Below are 21,377 nucleotides of genomic sequence, written 5' to 3'. Positions count from 1 at the left end.
CAGGATGTTGCGCAACGCCATGGTCCGGGAAAACTCGCTCTTGTTGCGCTGGTTGTTTATTCGGCGGTCATGGTCTCATTGACCATGTTGAAGGCTTTCTATCGCATTGGTTACTTGTGGGATCCCGCGGCACATCGCAATAGGTCTGTGGAATTGGTGCCGTTTAACGAGGTCATGAGTAATTCTAATTGGTTTATCCCGGTGTTTGGTTACGGGGGAAACATTGCTTTCTTTGTGCCCTTTGGAATGCTGGCCTATGTGTGGTTCCACCAGTCGCGTGGTGCTGGTACGCGTATGGTGCTGTGGTCTACGCTTACAGGATTTCTCGTTAGCCTTGCTATCGAGGTGAGCCAGTTCCTGTTTTCGCTTGGCTACTCGGATATTGACGACCTGTTGATGAATACCCTGGGGGCTTTCGTAGGGGCGCTATTTGCCAAGATGTTGGGTCCAAGATTTTTCCGTTTGTGGGTCTGGTTAGCGATCCTGTTAGGCCTAGTCTTTGCAGTGCTGGTGGGTTTGGGAGAGCGTTTGGGCGACCCAGACAAGATTGTGAAAAATACGTAGGGATTGAGGCGTTGGCAAGGCGCAGGTGTTGCCAATCCCATAATTTCCATCCTATAGGTTTGGCTATCCTAAAAATATGATCCCCTCCTATAGTCGTCGAAAAGCCCTCCTTGTGGGCGTGGCAACATGTCTCTGTTTTTCTTCCCATGGGGTTGCTGTGGCGATGCCTACAATTCCGGACAATCCTTCGCTCTTTTCCTCGGAGCCAGTTGTAGAGTCACCGCGTATTACTGTGACCGATGAAGCAGGAAAACCACTCCGTGGTCCTGTTCATCGGGGTGACGTCATCGTTGTGCACGGTACTGGTTTTAGCCCGCACGCTAACCGTGGAGGCTTCCCAATTCCTATACCGCCAGGTGTTCCTAATGGTGTCTATGCTGTGTACAGCGCTTTCCCTGACGTGTGGAAGCCAAGCGAAGGTGCTCCCAGTAGCGCGCGTAAACATCCTCATAACCGGATGGCTTGGGTTATGCCCGATGGGACGCTTGACGCTATACCGACTATTCCTTTTGATTTTCGTCGTTCCATTGCAAGGGAATCCCAACGGATGAACCCGGATGGGAGTTTCCATGCTCGTCTGGTTGTGGATCCTCCCGAGACTGTTCCCGGCAAAAACTGGGGAGTGTATGTGTATGCTGCCGCGGGGTCAGTCAATCCGGCGGAGGAATTTTACGTTCCGATTCCCTACTCGCCAGAACCTGGGCCGAACACTCCGGCAGCACCTACCCCTGATCTGCGTTTTTCTGCTGAGCTCCTCAAGCAAATCACAACCGCGGCGGGTGGAGGCATAGCGCTTGCCGACGGCGCACTGTTTGCCGGTAACGACGTGGCTTTTAGCAAAAATGAGGCACAGAGCAACGACGGTATTATTCGCTTCCGTGGAACTATAACGGCGACCGCGAAATATAACGTAGTAGAGATAGCTGCAGCAAACCCATGGTTAGAGCCGCGGGGTAATGGGACATGGGCCCTCACCCTTGATGTATCGACGTCTGCCAACGTGGGCAAAGACGTCATGCAGCGCCGGGAGGTGGGGATTGTCCACGGTATTCATGGTGTGCAGGACGTCTTTGCTGGTCCGATTGCTATTGGAAAGATAGCACTGAGCTAGATGAGTCGTTGCTGTCGAGCTGCGGTGATGGCTGCTGTTCGGTTATCTACGCCTAGCTTGGCGTAGATATGCACGAGATGTGTCTTCACCGTTGCTTCAGAAATAAAGAGCTTTGCTGCCAGCTGTCGGTTGGATAGACCTTGCTCTAGGTTCTGAAGAATCTCGATTTCTCGGGTGGATAGAGCCTGTCGCGGTTTGCTCACGCGTTGCATGAGCGCGTTGGCTACTTCTGGGGCCAGTGTGCGTCGGCCTTCGAATGTTGCCACCACTGCATCATGCAGTGCCGCCTCAGGTGCATCTTTGAGAAGATAGCCCATGGCACCGGCCTCAACCGCTGCGAGAATATCTGCTTCTGTGTCATAGGTGGTCAGGATGAGCACAGGAGGTCCTCCGGCGGCGGCAAGCGCACGGGTAAGGCTGATGCCGTCGGTTCCAGGCATCTGGATATCTGTGACAACGACGTCGATTCCCTCGGTGTCTATGTTGGCGCCATTGCTGGCTTCCGCGACAACGGAGATGTCTTCAAAACTGTCGAGTATTGTGCGTAATCCGGCTCGGACGACGGGGTGGTCGTCGATAAGCATGACGCGGATCATTGAGTCTCCCTACGGCTGGTGAGCGGGATACGGCACGCCAATGCGGTACCGTACTCATCTGATTCAATCACGAGAGTGCCACCAACGGTGGATATACGTTTTTTGAGGCCTCCGAGTCCAAATCCACCTTCGGTTTGTTCTCCGGAGGCGTCAAGGCGTGTGGCGTCGAATCCTAATCCATTGTCTACAACATCAATGCTGACTTCATCCTCCCATATCCCAAGCGTGACCACTGCTTTACTAGCCTGGGCATGTTTAACAACGTTGTTGAGCCCTTCTTGGGCTACTCGTAGTGCAGTGCGGGTAACTGGTTCGGGGAGGCTTGTCTCTGCATCGCCTACGAGCTCAAGGTGAGCGTCAATGGGGCAGCCAAGTGCTGCTTGCTTCTCGCGGATGCCGTTGATAACACCTTGAAGAGCTGTAGAAAGTGAGTCGCCCAATGATGGAGCCGCGAGATCGCGAACAAATCGTCGTGCCTCAGCGAGGCTCTCCCCTGCTTGCTTTTCGATGACGGCAAGCTGCCGGTGAACGTTTTCTAGTTCTCCGCGCTCAAGGTGCCCGTGGGCGGCGCGGGATAAAAGAACGATAGAACTAAGCCCTTGGGCTACGGTGTCGTGGATTTCTCGCGATAATCGTTCGCGTTCCTCAAGGCGACCCGACTGGTGTTCTGATGCCGCAAGGTCTCGTTGAGCGGCCAGTAATTCGGCGGCTACTTGGCGATAATGCATCGCATCTTGGTTTAAAATGTAGTAACCGTAATAGACCGCGACGCTAAAACAAGCGCCGATTATGGGGCCAAATAGCTGCCCCAGCGTCCAGTCTTCTGGTCTGGCTATCCAGGGAATAACGGTGGCAATCCCTAGCAGTGTTAGTACTCCTAGCGCACCACGGATTCCGGGTAGCAGGTTGAGCGCAATAAACACCAGCGGAAACATTAGCCATGTGAAGCCACCCGACGCTCCCATCAAAAGTGCCCATATTAATGTGATCGCGAGCATCCACCAACCGCTCAGAGGCATGGGATCTTTGATGTTATCGCCACGGGCAAAACGATTTTCCCAGGCGGTCCCAAACATGTAAAAGGCTCCTAGCACTAGCGCTAGGGCGATGATCGACGGTTTCCACGGTGATTCGGACTCCGGGTTAAGGGCGAACCTGATGATTCCAAAACCAAGCAGCGCGGCGAACATGAGGTGCAGACTGACGCGGAGCAACGTAAGGATCTGAATCACATGGGGTTTCATGCTTCTGAATCTAATACGGGACGTCAACATTGGTACCCCCGAACTCTCCCCTTGGACACTGAAAATCGGTTTGACGTGGTGATTTGTTCGGGATTTCTGAGAAAGTTCAGTGCATTGTGAGAGTGCTCTACGTCATAGTGAACTGAGGGTTTGCTAAACGAGATATTCGGGTTTACCTTATGAAAATAAAACCCAATATCAACAAGGAAGTTACTTCCATGCGTCTCCCCTCCCGCAGAATCCTTGGCATTGCTGCAACTTGTTTTGTTATCGCTGCGACTGGTGCAGGCCCCGCACTAGCGGGCCCGGACCAAAATAAGAAACTCGTCTACGGAACGCACGTAGACTTATCTCCAGCAGCGAGCGTAGAAGGGGACGATATTCAAAGCTTGGGTGTGGTGACCGGAACGGGCTCAAAAGCAATCCCAGCGCAAGCCACCGTCATGTGGGTCCCGATGGGTGGAAACTACTACTTCTACCCGACCGATGACACGCAGTTTCTTGGTAAACACGATAAGGGTGTGTGGCAGGCTCCCCAAGACGTTGATACGAGCCAGCTTCCTCTTTATTTTGGATACAACACAGATAGTTCGCTCAAGTCTCATACTGACATGCTCAAAGATGGGAACTATTCCCTCGACCTACTCGGTGTAGAAGGTCCCGGTGACGTGGAGGTATTTACAAAAACTGTTACGGGCGTGCGAAGGGTTTATTCAAGTACTGATACCTCTTTGCGCTCTTTTATTCAGCCGCGCCACTCGCACTTCCACACCACTTTCTCCAAACCTGGGCGATACGTCTTTACCTATCAAACAGTGGGATACAAAGAAGACGGGACTCCCATTCCGACCATGCCTATGAAGGTGGCATGGCAAGTGGGTGGACAAGATCCAAAGAGTGGAAAAATTCTGGACTTTGCCAAGAGCTATGAAGCAGCCAAGGAGAAAAACGAGGGGTCACAAGAGGCATCGATAACTTTTAAGCCCGACGGGGTCTTTACCAACATCACGTTTACCGGTAAGGGCAACGGGCGTCTTGTTTTGATCAACCAAGGGCACTTCCTTGATGAGTTGGAAGTGAAAGACGGTAAAGCAACCACTAAAACGTATCTAGCCTCCGATATTTCCACTTACCAGGCTATTTTTATCCCCGATGAGTCGGATAATGCGGCCCCATGGCTCTCTGAAGAAATCGAATATCAGACCGGCGGCGAGACCGTTACCGTGAGTGAAGAGTCTGAGTCCATAGTTGAGCCAGGTGATCCCAAGAACTTTTCTTCTTCTGATCCGGTGTCGCTGAGTGACGGTGGGGTCATTCTCAAAGCTGAGTCAACGGATTCTTCCATGACAAAGCTAACCATTGAAGCCAAAGACGAAAACATGCGAGGAGACTTTGTCGTCGGTTTATACAGCAGCAAAGACAAAGCAACAGGGTATGCCGATTGCAGTGTTGAAGGTGCATTTGATGCAGAAGGGAAATACGAGAAAGAAGTCGATCTTTCTGTGTGCAAAGACGACAAAGTTCTAAGACTGCGCATCACCCCGCACCCGGTAGTGAACGCGGAGCCATTGGATGAGGTCAAAGAGGTTGATCTGACAAAGGGCTCTGAACTGCAGTTTAAAGTTTCTATCACTGAGGATAAAGAAAAGCTGCCAACCGTCGAAGAATTCAACGGCTATAAACCGGGCGACGAAGACAAGAATCCTTACCCTCAAGACTCCTATCAGGATGAAGAGAACGAAGATCCTGAAACCGAAAAGCCTGAGGATGACGAGGAAGACGATTGGGAAAAGGATGAATCGCCTTCCGCTCCTCCCCCATCGCGAGGCGAGTCGAACTCGGATACTGGACTGATTAAGCGTCCTGATGTTGATTCGGAAGTCGTTGAGCTCTCTGAGGGGCATATGGATATTCGTTTGGCAGACGGCTCGGGAGACCCGTTTGTTGCTCTCAAAGCAGATAAACCTAGCCCCTCGGTTGTGCGCCCTATCCAAAAGACGGCTATTCGGGTGGGTGAAAACGCCAAGATGACGCGTACTCAGAAGCTCAAGGATACTGAGCTGGATTTCTTGGGAAAGATGGGAGAGGAGTTCTATCTTCTGCCGCAGGTTGAGGCACCGCAAAAGCCATGGCCAGGTTTTAGCACGGAAGACCTTGATTATAAGAAGCCAGACTATGCCAAGGGTGTTTCTTTCAAGCTGGTGAAGTCGGAGGTCCCTGAGGGTGGGCGGGCTGTGTTCTTTACGGGAGATATCGGTGGGTCGCCTACTCGCTACTTTGATACTGATGATTCCGAGCATCAGGAGATGAAGACTACTAAGCATATGCACCTGCATGGATCTTGGTCGTTTACCAAGCCGGGCACGTATCGTTTGTATCTTCAAGCAGTAGGTACAGGGAAGGACGGGAAGGAAAAGATTCTGACTGAGGCCCAGCCGTTGACCTTCCTTGTGGGTAAAGAGGCGAAGGTCTCCACGCTCTCTAAGGCGCCGTCTAGGACGACGAGCCGCACTAGTACACCTAATGAGCCGATAAAGCTCAAGAATCTTGCACGTAGTTTGAGCGACTCTCCACGTCGGTCTAATGCTGTGTACGCATCCTCCAAAGCTGAGGCTCTGAAACGCTCGGAGTCCAAGAATCCTGCAAGGAAATTCCTGGCGCAGACAGGAGCAGATGCCGAGTGGGTTGTGCCTATTGCCATGCTCGCGTTTGGTGTTGGTTTTGCCGTGCTGGGATGGGCGCAGTTGCGTCGAGAAGCTCACTAGCATCCTGCATTTCCATAGACAAAGCTCGAAAAAATCTTCTGAGGGCGGTGCAATGTCTATGGAAATGCAGGCAACTCAGCAAGCAACTCATGGATCTACGATCAACCACATGGTTGATTCGAGTTTCGCCTGAGCCGCCGATGGAAAATGTCTCCGGAACGCCGAGAATTAATAGCAGAAAGGAGAAAAAATGTTTCTCGGTTTACGTGATATTCGTTCGGCGGGCGGTCGCTTCGCTTTGATTTCCTCTGTGGTGGGCTTGATCACCCTTTTGATCGTGATGCTCACTGGTTTGACGCAGGGGCTAGGGGCGCGCAACACTGCGGCGTTGGAATCCTTGGGTAAAGATGGTGCCAAGTTTGTTTTTACGGCACCTACGGGAGAGGCCTCGTTTAGCTCTTCGGAGATCAGCCAGGAGATCCTGGATAAGTGGAAAGACGCAGCTGGTGCAGAGAATGTGACGCCACTAGGCGTGAATCAGACGCGAATCGAATCAAATGATAGAGCCGATGCGGCTGCTGTGATGGGACTTCCCACAGGGACCTCGGTAGAAGGAACATCTGCGACGATAGGTGAGGGTGCTCTTGTTCCTAAGTCCGTCGCGGACAAGATCGAGATCAATGCAGGAGACACACTCAACATCGGTGGTGTTGCCGTAAAGGTGGATGGCGTGGTGGACGATACCTATTACAGCCACTCCTCTGTTGTGTGGGTAAATTCTGAGGTGTGGAAGAAAGAAAGCCACAGCCCTGGAATTGCCACGGTGCTTCTGGTGCGCGGCGATGCCCAGCCACAGGACCTGAAGAATGAGAAGGTCACTGACCTTAAGGGAGCATTTGCTGCCCTTGCCTCTTACAAGTCTGAGCAATCATCGCTGAAGAGTATGCAGGGATTCCTCTACGCAATTTCCGCTCTGGTTACTGTTTCCTTCCTTACCGTATGGACGCTGCAGCGCACCCGTGACATCGCAGTCTTGACGGCTTTGGGTGCATCTAAGCGCTACTTGCTTAAAGACGCGATTGGCCAAGCTGCGATCGTCCTTGCGATAGGCGTTACTGCTGGTGCTGCTGTTGGCGCGATCCTGGGGCTGATTGTTTCTCAGGCTGTACCGTTTGAAGTGTCTGTGTTGAGTGTTCTTGGTCCGGCAGTAGGGATTTGGCTGCTTGGGTTAGTGGGATCGTTTGTTGCGGTCCGAAATGTTACTAAGGTTGATCCACATATTGCGCTAGGAGCTGCAGCATGATTCCCGTTCTTTCTCTTAAAAAAGCCAGTGTTGTCTATCCCGATGGCTCGTCTACGGTTACGGCTTTGGATGCCGTTGACCTAGAAGTTCACTCTGGTGAGCTGCTCGCGCTAGTGGGTGAGTCTGGTTCTGGTAAGTCCACGTTGCTCTCTGTAGCGGGTGCGCTTCAAACTCCGACGTCCGGCACAGTAACAATCGCAGGTCAAGACGTCCGCGATCTAGATGATGAAGGTCGTGCGAAGTTGCGTCGTGAGGAGATCGGTTTTGTTTTCCAGCAGGCGAACCTTCTGGGCTCGTTGAACGCCCGGGAACAGCTTCTGGTAACGGATCACGTTCGCGGTATACGAGGTGCAGAGCTGCGAGCTCGTTATGATCGTGCGGATGAGTTGCTGGCGCGTGTGGGCCTTGAAGGCAAGGAGACCCGTCGAATTGCGCAACTTTCTGGTGGTCAGCGCCAGCGCGTGAACATTGCGCGTGCACTCATGGGAAACCCCTCGCTATTGCTTGCCGACGAGCCCACGTCCGCACTAGATCGTCGCATGAGCGTGGAGATCGTGTCTTTGCTTTCTGAGATCACTAAAGAGTTTGACGTGGCCACAGTGATGGTGACCCACGATCTGAGCCAGCTCTCCTATGCTGATGCCGTCGTGGAGCTTATCGACGGGGCCCGTAAAGACTAAGCACCTCAATATCACGTAAACCACAATTGCCCCACGAGTGAGCCTCTCACTCGTGGGGTTTTCGCTTGGCTGACGCGATACGCATGCTAGAGATCCCAGGCGAACTGCAAGGGACGAGAACCGTGAAAACGACCTGCAAATATGAAATATTGAGATTATTCACAGCATTTACTTACATTAGGGTCTCTTTGTTGTTATAGTGATCGTATCGCAAGGTTGACCTGCTTCTTTTGGATGTATGTTTTCTCAGTAAATTCATATCATTGCGAAAAAGGTGACTTTTGCGATGCTTGCGCGCTTGTTTGAAACTGCGTGTGGGGTTAGCTTCAAATTATCGGCAGCGAGGGGCTGTTAGATCTAGACGGAGATCAGTGAAAGGAGTCGGCTATCGCGTATAAAAGTCCAGCAACGGGGAATTCCTGTTGGTAGATGCGGGGTAGTTCCGAACTGCTCCTGGTAGATAATGTGAAAACTTTTCCCACAAACTTGAGGCACTTGATGGCCCGCTGCAACTAGTTCCATACCTGGAGCAGGGTGTCAAGACTGCCTAATGTGCTAAGGAAGACATAGAAGAAGGTCCATGCTCATGAGAAACATTAAGGTTAGCCGAGAGTGCTGCTTGCCTGGATGGGGTTCTGATGGGTGGCGGGAATTTGAGTGTTCTAAACCGGAACCAATGGGGTTCTCCGGTCCGCCGCCTTAGCGGATTAACATGTTCTCGGCTCTCGACGGGCTCCGGCTTGGCAGGCTAGGGTCTGTTGCTACATGGGAGACTAAAAATCCCACTACAGGAAACACGGACTGTAGTGGGATTTTTCTATTATGTGCGATGAGAAAAAAGCGCCATAAAGTTTGGGCTTTAGGAGGAGAAGAGGCCCTTGAACTTGAGGATGAGCTTTATAACCGTGAGGATTGGCTTGAAGATCTGGAAGGCGCTGGACAGGCTAGGAAGGCTGGATACGCTAGACAGAAGCTCAGGAGACATAGATAAATCCAATCGGTAGAAGTGACAAGAAGTACTTATAAAGTAGCAAGGGTTGGGTAAGTTCGCGAGAGATTGTGGCTAAGAATAAAAATTTTTTTACTGCTTTGTTCGCTTGTGGCAGATGAGCAGGGAATATATTAGGTGTGCCTAAAGGGGTGAATGGGGTCAATAGGGTGTAGTGGTCGACTAGACGGGGATAGATTGTGTCGAGGATCTCTGGATTGTGCGTAGGGGAGAGTCTCGGAGGCGTCGTTAAGCACTCAGTGATGGCTCTGATGGGGGAAGCGCTGCGAGGTGCTATTACACTGTTTTCCATGACTAATCCGAGCGAGAGCACTACTGGTCCTGCGTTCCGGTATACCGCGCAGTTAGCCGGCGATATTGAGCGTACGTGGCAGAAATTCTGGATCGACAATGGCACGTTTAATGCGCCTAACCCTGTCGGCGATCTAGCCGTTACGGGGCAGGAACTTCCGGAAGACAAACTCTTCGTTCAAGACATGTTCCCCTACCCTTCTGGCGCTGGTCTGCATGTGGGCCATCCCCTGGGATACATCGCTACGGATGTATATGCACGGTTTAACCGAATGCTGGGCAAAAATGTTCTGCACACCTTGGGCTATGACGCCTTTGGTCTGCCGGCTGAGCAATATGCAATCCAGACAGGAGCGCATCCTCGGACCACCACCATGGCCAACATTGAGAACATGCGTCGCCAGCTCGGGGCTTTAGGGCTGGGCCACGATACGCGTCGTAGCGTGGCAACCACAGATCCGGAGTTTTACAAGTGGACGCAATGGATCTTCCTGAAGATCTTCAACGCCTGGTTTGACAAGGACCTCAACAAGGCCCGCCCGATCTCTGAGCTTATTCCGCTGCTTGAGTCTGGCCAGATTGAAACCCCCTCAGAGTTTGGCGCGCCGTATAACGAGCTGGATTCTGTGGCGCAACGCAAGGTCGTGGACACTTTCCGCCTTGTCTATCGTTCTAACTCCACGGTGAACTGGTGCCCTGGTCTGGGTACGGTTCTGGCCAACGAGGAAGTCACTGCCGACGGTCGCTCGGAGCGCGGTAACTTCCCAGTATTCCGCAAGAATCTTTCCCAGTGGATGATGCGCATTACTGCGTACTCTGACCGATTGATCGATGATCTTGAGGTTCTCGATTGGCCGGAGAAGGTCAAGAGCATGCAGCGCAACTGGATCGGTCGTTCCCGCGGTGCGGAGGTTGACTTTGAGGTAGCCGACAAGACCATCACCGTCTTTACCACCCGCCCCGATACGCTGTTTGGTGCGTCCTACATGGTGCTTGCTCCGGAGCATGAGCTTGTCGACGCCCTCGTTGCTGCCGGTACCGGTTCCTATGAGGGGATTGACGCCCGGTGGACCTTCGGCGAAGCTGATCCGGCTTCGGCTGTGGCTGCGTATCGCGCCTCGATCGCAGCAAAGAGTGACCTTGAGCGCCAGGAGAACAAAGAAAAGACCGGCGTTTTCTTGGGTGTATATGCCACGAACCCTGTAAATGGTGAACAGATCCCGGTATTTATCGGAGATTATGTTTTGACCGGTTATGGCACGGGCGCAATCATGTCTGTCCCAGCACACGATGCGCGTGACTACGAGTTTGCCACCGAGTTTGGCCTGCCCATCCGCGAGGTTGTAGCGGGTGGTGACGTGAACGTTGGGCCTTATGTAGAGCCTGGCACTGCGATTAACTCCGCCAATGATCGTGGCCTGGATATCAACGGCCTGGACAAAGCGGAGGCTATAGCTCGGGTTATTGAATGGCTGGAAGCACAGGGTGCTGGAGTGGAAAAGATCCAGTACAAGTTGCGAGATTGGCTCTTTGCCCGTCAGCGTTATTGGGGCGAGCCGTTCCCCGTGGTCTATGACGAGGATGGTGTCGCTCATGCACTGCCCGAGTCCATGCTGCCAGTGGAACTGCCTGAGGTTGAAGACTACAAGCCTGTGTCTTTTGATCCAGACGATGCCGATTCTGAGCCGCAGCCACCGCTAGCTAAAGCCACGGAGTGGACCACCGTGGAACTCGACCTAGGCGACGGCCCAAAGACCTACACCCGCGATACGAACGTTATGCCGCAGTGGGCTGGTTCTTCTTGGTACCAGCTGCGCTATATCGACCCCACCAACAGCGAGCAGTTCTGCGACATAGAAAATGAGCGCTATTGGACTGGCCCGCGCGGAGAGAACGATCTCGGTGGCGTGGACCTTTACGTTGGTGGCGTGGAACACGCGGTGTTGCACCTGCTCTACTCGCGTTTCTGGCACAAGGTTCTCTTTGATCTTGGCTATGTCACGTCTGGTGAGCCTTACCGTCGTCTGTTCAACCAGGGCTATATCCAGGCCTTTGCTTACACCGATAGTCGTGGAGTATACGTTCCTGCCGCTGAGGTAGAAGAAAAGGACGGAACATTCTTCTATAACGGTGAAGAGGTAAACCAGGAATATGGCAAGATGGGCAAGTCCCTGAAGAATGCCGTGGCGCCGGATGAGATCTGCTCTGATTTCGGTGCAGATACCCTCCGCGTCTACGAGATGGCGATGGGTCCTTTGGATACGTCTCGCCCCTGGGCTACCAAGGACGTTATCGGTGCGCATCGTTTCTTGCAGCGGTTGTGGCGCTTGGTTGTCAACGAGGAGACTGGCGAGCTTTCGGTCACCGATGCTTCGCTCACCAATGATGATCTCAAGGCACTCAACCGCACCATTGCAGGTATTCGCGATGATTACCAGGGTCTACGGATTAACACGGTAGTGGCTAAGGCTATTGAATATGTTAACTACCTGACCAAGACCTACTCCAAGGGTGCGCCTCGTGAGGCTGTGGAGCCGCTGGCGATTATGGTTGCGCCTGTTGCGCCACACATCGCAGAAGAACTATGGAAGCGCCTCGGCCACGAGGAGACCATCACCTTTGAGCAGTTCCCTTCCTACGAGGAAAAATGGCTCAAAGACGATGAGGTAGAGCTTCCTGTTCAGATCAACGGTAAGGTGCGCGCCCGCATTATGGTGCCTACCGACGCCACCCAGGATCAGATTGTAGAGATCGCGCTTGCGGAACCTACTGTGCAAAGCCACCTTGAGGGTAAAAACCTGTTCAAGCAGATCGTTGTGCCGGGACGTATGGTTAACCTCGTGATCAAGTAGCACGTACATGCAACTGGCCGGGCTCTGTGAAGGAGCCCGGCCTTGTTCTTTGGCCTATCTAGGGTTCGATTACCGGGTCTGGGAGAGGAACCTCATGGAGATCGAATTGGTGATTAAGAGAAGTACTCCCACACCAACATAGGAAAAAAGAATGCCGATCCCTTCTTGAGTAGATACTCCGAAAGAGACACCTAGTGAAAAGGCAGTGGCAAATCCGGCAGCGGTGCAGACGGAGAAACTTAGTGGGCTATAGGGCGTTCGCACGGTGCGGCTAAGAAACAGTGCATTGAGAGCTATGAGTGTCATACCACATCCCATAACCTGCCATGCAGCAAAATCTACGGGCGCGCCGTAGGTGAAGACGCTGCTTATCGGAGTGCTGGGACTCCATGACAGCCATATCGCAGCAGTGAGGAAGCCTGTTAAAAATCCGATAAAAAAGATTGATTTCACATTCGATCGATGGTGCCGTGATTCCAGCGTGGAAATACGTGATAGGGCTATCGCAGTGGGAAGTAAGACGAGAATAAAGGTCGACCATAGGAACTGATCAAAGAAGAATTCTGGTTTGGTCACCATATATGCTCCTCAAAGTTGTTGCAGCGTGTCGTAGTGACTGCAGTTGGCGGGGCTCCTAAAATTTCTGCTCCTCTAATGTCTCATGTGACGGGAGCGCGAAAAGGGTATTTCTCAGTTGAACAATGACGGCAGGGCTGCATTAGTAGGGTCAACTGGGTTTGTGGTTCGGGTAGTTTGTCCAACGGGGGACACGGACGGGGATGTGGATTGGGAAGAACCCTGATGTGTTTCTCATGTGACGGTAAATTTTATATTTGGGCTACGTTTTGCACGTTGTGTGGAGTGTAATTGCGATCACTTATAGAGGGTGGTGATTGGTTTGCAAATAAGGGGTCCACATCAACATGACGGGAATGATTCTGCAGCTTAAGACTAATTTTTCTTAAGTTTTAAAGCTGGCGGACCTGCTATTTCCCAACGGTATAGGGGTATTACGGGGGTGCTTTTTTGACTGCGCCACGCTGTTTTGGTTTTAGATACAAAACCGCATAGGCAATAATTGTCCGGTATTTAATTCTAAAACCGGAGGATTCCCTCATGTCTCAACTTACGTCTCAGGCCACGAGGCACTTCAGCTGGAAGCGGCTGTGCGCCGTGATATTCCTGCTTCTCCCCGTGGTTGCTTCAGTTGTTTATATGTGGGCCATGTGGGATCCCACTAAAAATCTGCGTTCAGTAGACCTCGCTGTGGTTAATGAGGATGCTGGTGCGACTCGTAACGGTGAATTTGAACGCTATGGCGACAAGGTGGTCAAGGGACTGTTGGCTCGCGACTATCTGGCTTTCCGTGAAGTTGATGCCAACGAGGCTAAGAAGGGCCTGGACAGCGGTAAATACCTGTTCACGGTGACCATTCCGGAGTCTTTCTCCGCTAACGTCAACACTTTGTTGGCAGAGAAGCCCACCAATCCAGAGATCACGATCTCCTATAACGACTTCAACGGAACCAATGGTTCGGTGCTTACCGGTGGACTCGTACCTAAGATTCAGCAAGCTGTATCTGCCTCAATCTCGGAGTCTTATGCCAAGAAGCTCCTCAACGGTGTGAATAACCTCGGTGGCGGTCTGACCCGTGCTGCTGATGGATCCGCAAAGCTCGATGAGGGCGCCGGCAAGCTGCAGGCGGGTTTGGCTAAGGGTATGTCTGGCGCGCAGCAACTTAACGGTGGCGCTCATCAGCTTTCCGACGGCACCTCCCAACTCGTAGACGGTAGCTCCCAACTTGCTGCTGGTGCTGGTCGTCTGGCACAGGGCACCGCTCGCCTGGGTGATGGTGCACAGCAGATTGATGCGGGCGTCGGCAAGCTTACGGATACCCTCATCCCCGTACTGACCACCGCGCAGAACGCGGCACCACAATTGCAACAGGCGGCAGACGCACTCCGCGCAATCGGAGCTGTGGAGCAAGCCAACAAGGTGCAGGAATTGGCCACTAAATTTGATGCCAATAATCCTGATAATCAGGTAGCTCAGCTGCACAAACTGAAAAACGGCACCGCTACCCTAGCGACTATGCTCAGCGACCCTAACTCCGAGTACTACGGTGGCGTTCTCAAGCTCAAAGACGGCATCGAACGACTCAACACCGGCGCTGTCAAACTCAATGAGGGTGCAGGCAAGCTTGCCGACGGCACCACCAAGCTTGCCGACGGCACCCAGCAACTCCACGACGGCTCCCTGAAGCTGAAAGATGGAACCTCGCAGTTGGCCGGCAAGCTCGGCGAGGGTGCTTCCACCGCACCAAGCGCCAAGAACGTGGAAGCATCCGCAAAGCAGGTTTCCGTGCCCATCGTTTATAAAGAGAACAACTCCAACCCGGTGCAAACCGTGGTGGACTCTCATGACCCGACGGTCAAGTCACTATCGGGTGGCGCCTCGATGCTGATCGTTATGGTCTTCGGCTTCCTCCTCATGGCTATGGCTGCGATCCTTATCCCCCACGTCTTTGGTACTGATCGTCGTTCCGCTTTTGTTGGCCCGACGCTGAAGTCCTTCGCTGGACTTGCTGGAATCGGTGTGATCACCCTTGCTGTGCTCGCTGCGGGAGCATCTCTCGTGGGCTGGAAGCCGGCTTCTGTTGCGGGTATCGCCCTGGGCTTCTTGCTCACGGCCACTGCAGCTGCCGCAACAAACCAGATGCTGCGGGCTCTGCTCGGTCGCTTTACTGGTGGTATAGCGATCCTCGCGGCCTTTGCCTTTGGGATGTTCTCCTTCGGTGGTGTGTGGCCGCTGGCTACGGTCCCGTCCTTCTTCCAGGTGTTCCACCCGATCACCCCGATGACCTATGCGCGTAACGCCTTTGTTCAGGCGTCACAGGGAGAAGTCAACGGTTCCTATGTAGTAGCCGTTCTGGTTCTTCTCGCCTTCACCCTCATTCCGCTAGCCATTACCCTTGTGGTTCGGGCTGCGCGAGTGAAGAAGCTGCGCGAGGAACACGGCAACGACTCTTCTGCTGAGACCCAAGAACCTACGTTGGTCTAATGTAGGCGAGGTTCCAACAAGCTGGTAGGGCACAAGCCCTGCCAGCTTTTGCGTTCAGAGAGCTAGGAACGTTTGCATATCGCATTGGTCGAGGTTAAAGCTGTAAAGGCATAGCACCAAGGTTGTGGCAAGGAAACGGCCAGTCTATTGCCAGACTCCCTGCCTAGGGTGGCCACCATGGTTTTGCAACGAATGGGTTCTGTGAAGGTGGCGTCAGCGACGCTTGTGGCGGCGCTAGCTGTGGTATTTGCGCTGACTTTGATGAAAGGAACCTATTCGTTCGGTGGTTTCTGGAGCACCGAGGCGCACCGGAATCGTTCCATTGATCTCCAGCTTTTTGACGCCTGGAGCAATCCCACGCTGTGGTACGCGCCCTGGTTGGATGCCGTGGGAAACGTGGCGCTCTTTATCCCCTTTGGTTTCCTCCTGGTCACCATCGTCGCTGGGCGCTGGCGGATACCCATAGTCTTGTCTACGCTGCTCGGGTTCCTCGTGAGCGTGGGAATAGAGGTTGCTCAATATGTCTACGCTATCGGATACACGGACGTAGACGATGTTTTGTGCAATACAGTCGGAGCCTTTTTGGGTGCATGCTTTGCCCGGATCCTGGGGTGCCGTGGACGCGGTTTTGTGGTCACACTTTTCTTAGTGGGCGCCCTGTGTATCCTTGCGGAAATGGTGCTCTCCGTTGTCTTCTAACTGCTGTGCTGGCTCAGTAAAGCGGCCGTTGCCTGCGGAATGAAATCAGCGATTTTTGCCGCCCACGTGGGAGCTGGGCCATAGTCTGTTTGCGCAGATAACCACGCAGCCAGGGCGTGGATGGACACGCAAAGAGGAACAACATCCATGCCGGAATGGGCGACCCAGGCGCCTATGAGACCAGTGAGCACGTCGCCGCTGCCGGGGGTTGCAGCCCAGGAGTGCCCGGCATTGATACACACCACGGAATCGGCTGATCCGATGATGGTGACCCGACCTTTCAAGAGCACCTGACACCCTAACGCCTCTGCCAGATCCTGAACTGCGCCTATCCGATTCTCATGAACATCTCGGATGGTGGTATACCGTGCTGCTAGTCGCAAGAACTCTCCCTCGTGGGGAGTAAGCAAGGTCTGCCACCCATGGGCGCTACGACGAGTTAGGAGTTTACGTAGTTCGGATTCTTGAGCTACGTGGGTGATGCCATCGGCATCGATGATGAGCGGTTCAGGTCGCTGGAGTAGATCAGATAACCAATCCGTGTCGCCCGCGCCGGGGCCATAGGCCCAGGCTTGGACGCGGCCGGCGTCGATAAGCATTTCCGTAGCCACTACCTCGGGACGCGCACGAACCACATCTCGCGCGCACGAACCGACGAAGCGCACCATCGAAGGCGTGGCGTGCACCGCCGCCGTAGCGGTGAGAACAGCCGCGCCGGGGTACGTCTCCGAGCCAGCAATAACACCAACTACTCCCCCGCTGTATTTATTGTGGTCAGCCGCTGGCTCCAAGAGTTCCGTGATGTGCAGAGGCTCAGCGCGCAGAAAGTGGTCTGGCCAAGAGAAACGACTCCGCTGGAGTGTTTGGAAGAACTCGACCGCGGGGTTCTTTGTGGAAAGAGCCTGTGTAAGTGACTGTCCAGCGTCTATATCGGTGACGAGGACCTCGCCGCAACGCGGGGAGATGGCATGTGCAATGCGGGCGGCTCCAAAGGTGATGGTTACATCTGCGGTCACGCAGGCGGCGTCGGGGCCGACTGATCCGGTATCGGAATCTACGCCGGAAGGGACATCGACGGCGAGTATCGTAGGGCCCTGGGCCACTGCTTCCTGCCAGATGTTCCAGGCTTTGTCTCGCAGCCCAGCGGTGCCTCCCAGCCCGATGATTGCATCGATCACAAGGTCTGCGTCTGTGAGTGGTGCCAGTACGCCGCCTGCCTGCTCAAAGGCTGCAAGCGCTGGTGCGTGAGCAGAGGAAGATGTGAAGACCGCGTGGACCGTGTGTCCGAGCTGTGCGAGCAGCGCGCCGGCATAAAGTCCATCGCCACCATTGCCGCCGCTACCCGCCACAACTAGTATTTTTGCTGGTGCATGAGGAAGCATGCACAGGGCCGCCTCGGCGACTGCCTGCGCTGCTTGCCTCATCAGTGCATCAGGTTCGGCGGCTTGGATAAGGGGATTCTCGGCTGCACGAATGTCTGCGACGGAATAAGCATGCATGTTCCATAGGATAACCCGCGCGCTGTAGGGTCTGTGGCGATTTCGGTGCCATTGCGGGTGGGGCTATGGCTGAGGCTGGCAGGTGGGGCACCAGAAGAGGTTTCGCCCTTCCATCACCTGCCCGCTGATCGGCGTACCGCACACATAACAGGGCTGACCCAGTCGGCGATACACGTACACTTCCCCACCGTGATCGTCTTTACGGGGTGCTCGGCCCATGGCTTGAGGAGTGTGCTCAGGTCGGACGGTGTCGATACGCCCTACCCGCACTCCTTCCTGCATGAGATACACCAAGTCTTCCCAGATGGCGTCAAGATTTTCCACCTCTCGGCCGGGTAAGAAGGGGCTTATCCCTAGTCGAAAGAGCGATTCCGCACGGTAGATATTCCCCACCCCAGCAAAAAGATGCTGGTCCATGAGTAATGATCCAATTGATTTCCGTGAACGCTCGATACGTTGCCGTACGACGTTGAGATCCGAGTCTGGGCGCAGCGGGTCTGCTCCAAGCTTGCCGACGGCTACCTCCATCTCTTCCGTCGTAATGAGGCGGCACCACTGCGGTCCCCGTAGATTTGCTGCTACCCCATCGTTCTCTATTCGCAGCCGGATCTGCCCTTTGAGCTCATCAATCGGGTCAAAATGCAGGCTGCCAATAAGTCCTAAATGAATGTGCACAATGTGTTCTGGCGTGGGCGCATCGAATTCAAGGAAAAGGTGTTTGCCCCATGCATGGGCCTGATGAAGCGGCGTGGCGTGGATAAGGGCGGCTTCTGCGGCGAATCTCCCTTGGGGAGACGTGACGCGTGGCGCTTTTCCCTGGAAATGCTTATTGAGCTCGTGGGCGAGCCTATGGATGACGTGGCCTTCTGGCATACCATCCATCATAGATAAATACGGAAACCCTAACAAACCTTGCTTATTAAAAAGCGGAGTGTATTATAGGGCTCATGAAGAATTTCACTGTTCCAGGAATCAATGAAGCAGACGCCAAGCAGCTTATCGATCACCTGCAGGAGCGGCTCACCGACTATAACGATCTTCATCTCATCCTCAAGCACGCCCATTGGAATGTCCACGGTCAAAACTTCATCGCGGTCCACGAGATGATCGACCCCCAGGTCGACATCGTGCGCGGCTATGCCGATGAAGTAGCAGAACGGATTGCCACCCTGGGCGGCTCCCCCATTGGCACACCAGCCGGCCATGTGGAAAACCGCAAGCCACTGGAGTACACGATCAACAGCGCAAGCACCCATGACCACCTCACGGAACTGAACAAGGTATACACCAAGGTTCTGGAGGGAGTTCGCGAATCCATGGCTAGCGCCGGCGACCTCGACCCAGTGACCGAAGATATGTACATCGGCCAAGCGGCTGAGCTGGAGAAGTTCCAATGGTTCGTGCGCGAGCACATCGTCGATGACAACGGGAACTTGTAAAGAAAATTTTTTAAGGGGTTTCCCACCTATTTTGTGGTGGGAAACCCCTTAGCTTTGTTTGTAGCGCAGATACATAGAATCTGGCTTCGCGAGCTGAGCTAACGAGCGATAAAAGTCTGGAAGAGGAACCCTACTAAGGCGCCAACTAATCCAAGGCCTCCAAGGACACTAAGCACGATTTGCCAAATTGGTGTGGATGGCTTGGAGTCTTCGATATCGGATTCGTTATTGAGCTGCTCGTCGATTTCTGGAACGTAGACCTTACGGAGAGAATACATTTCCTTGGTTTCGCCTTCGGAGGCGTCATAAGAAGGGACGTAGAATGTTCCCTCATCAAGCTGCAGAATTGGACCATGGATTCGCTCGTATGTCTTTCCTCCATTCGGAATGGCGATGGATGCTTCGCCTTCAATTTCTGTAAAAGTATCGGGATCTCGCCATTCGAGCTTTCCTTTTTGTCCATTTAGCGCAAGTACCTTATTGTCCTCTGTGACAAAGAGGTTGCCCCATCCGGAAATGAAATCAGTTTTAATTGGTGTATTGGCGGTGGTTATTTTCCCTGCTTCATACTGAAGTGATTGTGCATATGAGTGATCATGGTGCGAATTCTTGTTAACACGAACGATAGTTTTTCCGTTTGCGTGAGCTGCTGAAGTTCCTAGGGAAACCTCATTGGTGCCAGAATTCTCTAGAATTTTCGCGAGTGGTTTTTCTTGGCCTTCGGGGTTTATGGAGACCATGAGGCCATAGAGTTTTTCGGTTCCTTTTATTCCTTGTCCGTCGGCATTTAAGACAAAGGTTCCATCATCCATAGGCAAGAGTTCGCTTGGTTCATTGCTTGTGTTGTAAAGGCGACCGTAGATATTCTCGCTGGACTTATCTTCAAATCCTGCTTCCTTTAAGAGATCTGTGCTGTCGGGAAGTGGTTGTGTATTTATCTTCCCTTTCTTGATGATGCCTAGCTGATTCAGTGTTACTACGGCAACTGTATGGGTTGCTGGATGGTATCCAATGCTAGTTATTGCTTTATCAAAGGTATGGACTTTTACTGGTTCGCCGAAACCGCTGTGAACATCGACATGTACTTTATAAAGAGTGTTTTTATCATCCATATAAAGCTTTCCGTCAAGCTTTTTTCCAACATAGTAGAAATCGTTATTTTTTTCATCAAAAGCAACTGCACCATATTCATTAATCTTGATCGGGCTAAAATATTTTTGCTTTAAGTTGCGATTAAGTAATGCAAGGCCGGCACCTTCGTACTGCTTAAATCGGTAGCCTGCTGTTGAAACTAGGACGTGGTTACCAACTTTAAAAAGGTTGCGGTGATGTTCGTAGGGAACCTGATTGTTAAATTCTTGCGTGGATACACGATATTTTGTGTTGTCAAAAGATGGTCTTTTTAACTGAGGGTGTTTTGATGCATCAAATGTGAAGGTAATGGGAGCAAGAGCGCTTCCGACTGAATAAAACTCGGAGAACATCTTGTTTCCATGTTCTGTCAAAACTGTGGGGATTCCGCTCCAGGTAACAGTTTTCTCTGTCTTGGTGAATTCTGCACTAGCAGTTATCAATTCCGCCAAAGGGCTCTCGTTGCCATTATTAGTATATGTGCTGCTTTTTCGATACTGCTTTGAGGAAACCGTGGCATATACATAAGATCCTTCTTTTGCAATTACGATCCTAGGGTTCTCAATTTTTAAGTCCAGCTCGCACGTTGCCTTTTCGTAGTCGGATTGTGTTGCGGTTCCTGCATTAAGACCGCAATATTTTTGATATCTCAGTCCACCTTTAAACTTTGCTTCAAACTTTTCGGTTTCTGAATCATAAGAAGTTGATTCTAGTGGGAAAGTGAACTCGTTTTTGTTTTCATTTTGACTTGCACCATCAAAAACCGACGTAGGACCACCAGTGTAGTTGTTGAAAGAGGTCCGAATTCCCCACGTTAGCGACCCGGTGTTTACGATGCCCTCTGCTAGCTCTGCTACGGATTCCTTTGCTTTCGTTGCCGCTGGCTTATTGTTGCTGCTTGGGGAGGGGGCAGCATCTGGTTTTGTGACCTTGTTGGTGTCCTCTTTGTCATTACTTGAATCCGGTGCGGTGGATTCTTTGGAGTCGTCAGAGGTGCTATCTACATCAGATTCAGCGGTTTCTGATGTGGATGTGCTGTCTTCTGCAGTGTTGGGGGCGGTTACGGCACTGCTTGGGGTGCTTTCTTCTGCAGCCGCTTGTATTCCGGTCACTGGAAGTAGTGCGGCGAGGGTGGTTGTTGCAATGAGCGAGCGGTAGAAATATTTGTTCTTCACGGGGTTCTTTCCTGCGCAT

16 protein-coding genes are annotated in these 21,377 nt (G+C 52.7%); 10 read left to right on the top strand and 6 right to left on the bottom strand.

What is annotated here, in order from left to right; translation table 11 throughout:
• The first annotated feature begins 69 nt into the window (after window positions 1-69).
• Complete coding sequence (locus CULFRC11_RS10650) at window positions 70-564, top strand: VanZ family protein (protein ID WP_046096675.1); 495 nt, start codon at window positions 70-72, stop codon at window positions 562-564.
• 76 nt (window positions 565-640) lie between these two features.
• Entirely contained in the window at window positions 641-1,675 is a 1,035-nt protein-coding gene (locus tag CULFRC11_RS10645; protein ID WP_031269785.1) for a hypothetical protein, read from the top strand.
• On the opposite strand, the gene CULFRC11_RS10640 is transcribed toward CULFRC11_RS10645, so the two are convergent.
• Both CULFRC11_RS10640 and CULFRC11_RS10635 read right to left on the bottom strand, forming a co-directional pair.
• On the bottom strand, window positions 1,672-2,271 hold the full coding sequence (locus tag CULFRC11_RS10640) for a response regulator (RefSeq protein ID WP_014836967.1): 600 nt from the start codon (window positions 2,269-2,271) through the stop codon (window positions 1,672-1,674). The genes CULFRC11_RS10645 and CULFRC11_RS10640 overlap by 4 nt on opposite strands.
• Window positions 2,268-3,515, bottom strand: a complete 1,248-nt coding sequence (locus tag CULFRC11_RS10635) for a sensor histidine kinase (protein ID WP_031269783.1) — start codon at window positions 3,513-3,515, stop codon at window positions 2,268-2,270. Before CULFRC11_RS10635 ends, CULFRC11_RS10640 begins: the two co-directional genes overlap by 4 nt.
• Before the next feature lie 218 nt (window positions 3,516-3,733).
• On the opposite strand from CULFRC11_RS10635, the gene CULFRC11_RS10630 reads away from it, so the two are divergent.
• From CULFRC11_RS10630 to leuS, 5 genes are all read left to right on the top strand, one after another.
• Complete coding sequence (locus CULFRC11_RS10630) at window positions 3,734-6,280, top strand: choice-of-anchor M domain-containing protein (protein ID WP_038620886.1); 2,547 nt, start codon at window positions 3,734-3,736, stop codon at window positions 6,278-6,280.
• A 190-nt stretch (window positions 6,281-6,470) separates the two neighbouring features.
• On the top strand, window positions 6,471-7,523 hold the full coding sequence (locus CULFRC11_RS10625; protein WP_023634728.1) for an ABC transporter permease: 1,053 nt from the start codon (window positions 6,471-6,473) through the stop codon (window positions 7,521-7,523).
• Window positions 7,520-8,203 (top strand): ABC transporter ATP-binding protein, encoded by a 684-nt coding sequence (locus CULFRC11_RS10620; protein WP_023634727.1) that lies wholly within the window; start codon window positions 7,520-7,522, stop codon window positions 8,201-8,203. The genes CULFRC11_RS10625 and CULFRC11_RS10620 overlap by 4 nt, the downstream gene beginning before the upstream one ends.
• Window positions 8,204-8,915: 712 nt before the next feature.
• Complete coding sequence (locus CULFRC11_RS10615; protein ID WP_023634726.1) at window positions 8,916-9,194, top strand: hypothetical protein; 279 nt, start codon at window positions 8,916-8,918, stop codon at window positions 9,192-9,194.
• A gap of 308 nt (window positions 9,195-9,502) precedes the next feature.
• Window positions 9,503-12,355: a leucine--tRNA ligase gene (gene leuS / locus CULFRC11_RS10610; protein ID WP_038621042.1), complete on the top strand. Its 2,853-nt coding sequence runs from the start codon at window positions 9,503-9,505 to the stop codon at window positions 12,353-12,355.
• A 69-nt stretch (window positions 12,356-12,424) separates the two neighbouring features.
• On the opposite strand, the gene CULFRC11_RS10605 is transcribed toward leuS, so the two are convergent.
• Window positions 12,425-12,934 (bottom strand): hypothetical protein, encoded by a 510-nt coding sequence (locus CULFRC11_RS10605; protein WP_023634725.1) that lies wholly within the window; start codon window positions 12,932-12,934, stop codon window positions 12,425-12,427.
• Between the two features lie 537 nt (window positions 12,935-13,471).
• Here CULFRC11_RS10605 and CULFRC11_RS10600 point away from each other — a divergent pair.
• Entirely contained in the window at window positions 13,472-15,415 is a 1,944-nt protein-coding gene (locus CULFRC11_RS10600) for a YhgE/Pip family protein (protein ID WP_023634724.1), read from the top strand.
• A 177-nt stretch (window positions 15,416-15,592) separates the two neighbouring features.
• A complete protein-coding gene (locus CULFRC11_RS10595; RefSeq protein WP_031269778.1) occupies window positions 15,593-16,114 on the top strand; it encodes a VanZ family protein in 522 nt (173 codons plus the stop codon).
• Here the strand turns inward: CULFRC11_RS10595 and CULFRC11_RS10590 are convergent.
• Together CULFRC11_RS10590 and CULFRC11_RS10585 are read right to left on the bottom strand one after the other, a co-directional pair.
• Window positions 16,111-17,613, bottom strand: coding sequence for a bifunctional ADP-dependent NAD(P)H-hydrate dehydratase/NAD(P)H-hydrate epimerase (locus tag CULFRC11_RS10590; RefSeq protein ID WP_023634722.1), 1,503 nt, complete (start codon window positions 17,611-17,613; stop codon window positions 16,111-16,113). The two genes, CULFRC11_RS10595 and CULFRC11_RS10590, sit on opposite strands and share 4 nt — an antisense overlap.
• Before the next feature lie 63 nt (window positions 17,614-17,676).
• Window positions 17,677-18,486 (bottom strand): Fpg/Nei family DNA glycosylase, encoded by an 810-nt coding sequence (locus CULFRC11_RS10585; protein ID WP_235424592.1) that lies wholly within the window; start codon window positions 18,484-18,486, stop codon window positions 17,677-17,679.
• 74 nt (window positions 18,487-18,560) lie between these two features.
• Here CULFRC11_RS10585 and dps point away from each other — a divergent pair, with 74 nt between their 5' ends.
• Window positions 18,561-19,052, top strand: a complete 492-nt coding sequence (dps, locus tag CULFRC11_RS10580; RefSeq protein WP_023634721.1) for a DNA starvation/stationary phase protection protein Dps — start codon at window positions 18,561-18,563, stop codon at window positions 19,050-19,052.
• A gap of 98 nt (window positions 19,053-19,150) precedes the next feature.
• Here the strand turns inward: dps and CULFRC11_RS10575 are convergent, their stop codons facing one another.
• Window positions 19,151-21,358, bottom strand: a complete 2,208-nt coding sequence (locus CULFRC11_RS10575; protein WP_038620880.1) for an HtaA domain-containing protein — start codon at window positions 21,356-21,358, stop codon at window positions 19,151-19,153.
• Between the last annotated feature and the right edge of the window lie 19 nt (window positions 21,359-21,377).

It is taken from the genome of Corynebacterium ulcerans (assembly GCF_000767685.1).
Lineage (GTDB): Bacteria > Actinomycetota > Actinomycetes > Mycobacteriales > Mycobacteriaceae > Corynebacterium > Corynebacterium ulcerans.
Note: the sequence above shows the minus strand (reverse complement) of the source record. Positions and strands in the feature narration are given on the sequence as shown.

What these genes read in the sequence shown, in the direction of transcription:
- CULFRC11_RS10645 (WP_031269785.1), top strand. Translation starts at nt 641, where the DNA reads ATGATCCCCTCCTATAGTCGTCGAAAAGCCCTCCTTGTGGGCGTGGCA.
- CULFRC11_RS10625 (WP_023634728.1), top strand. Translation starts at nt 6,471, where the DNA reads ATGTTTCTCGGTTTACGTGATATTCGTTCGGCGGGCGGTCGCTTCGCT.
- CULFRC11_RS10605 (WP_023634725.1), bottom strand. Translation starts at nt 12,934, where the DNA reads ATGGTGACCAAACCAGAATTCTTCTTTGATCAGTTCCTATGGTCGACC.
- CULFRC11_RS10615 (WP_023634726.1), top strand. Translation starts at nt 8,916, where the DNA reads ATGTTCTCGGCTCTCGACGGGCTCCGGCTTGGCAGGCTAGGGTCTGTT.
- dps (WP_023634721.1), top strand. Translation starts at nt 18,561, where the DNA reads ATGAAGAATTTCACTGTTCCAGGAATCAATGAAGCAGACGCCAAGCAG.
- CULFRC11_RS10585 (WP_235424592.1), bottom strand. Translation starts at nt 18,486, where the DNA reads ATGCCAGAAGGCCACGTCATCCATAGGCTCGCCCACGAGCTCAATAAG.
- CULFRC11_RS10650 (WP_046096675.1), top strand. Translation starts at nt 70, where the DNA reads ATGGTCTCATTGACCATGTTGAAGGCTTTCTATCGCATTGGTTACTTG.
- CULFRC11_RS10595 (WP_031269778.1), top strand. Translation starts at nt 15,593, where the DNA reads ATGGTTTTGCAACGAATGGGTTCTGTGAAGGTGGCGTCAGCGACGCTT.
- CULFRC11_RS10600 (WP_023634724.1), top strand. Translation starts at nt 13,472, where the DNA reads ATGTCTCAACTTACGTCTCAGGCCACGAGGCACTTCAGCTGGAAGCGG.
- leuS (WP_038621042.1), top strand. Translation starts at nt 9,503, where the DNA reads ATGACTAATCCGAGCGAGAGCACTACTGGTCCTGCGTTCCGGTATACC.
- CULFRC11_RS10630 (WP_038620886.1), top strand. Translation starts at nt 3,734, where the DNA reads ATGCGTCTCCCCTCCCGCAGAATCCTTGGCATTGCTGCAACTTGTTTT.
- CULFRC11_RS10590 (WP_023634722.1), bottom strand. Translation starts at nt 17,613, where the DNA reads ATGCATGCTTATTCCGTCGCAGACATTCGTGCAGCCGAGAATCCCCTT.
- CULFRC11_RS10620 (WP_023634727.1), top strand. Translation starts at nt 7,520, where the DNA reads ATGATTCCCGTTCTTTCTCTTAAAAAAGCCAGTGTTGTCTATCCCGAT.
- CULFRC11_RS10635 (WP_031269783.1), bottom strand. Translation starts at nt 3,515, where the DNA reads ATGAAACCCCATGTGATTCAGATCCTTACGTTGCTCCGCGTCAGTCTG.
- CULFRC11_RS10640 (WP_014836967.1), bottom strand. Translation starts at nt 2,271, where the DNA reads ATGATCCGCGTCATGCTTATCGACGACCACCCCGTCGTCCGAGCCGGA.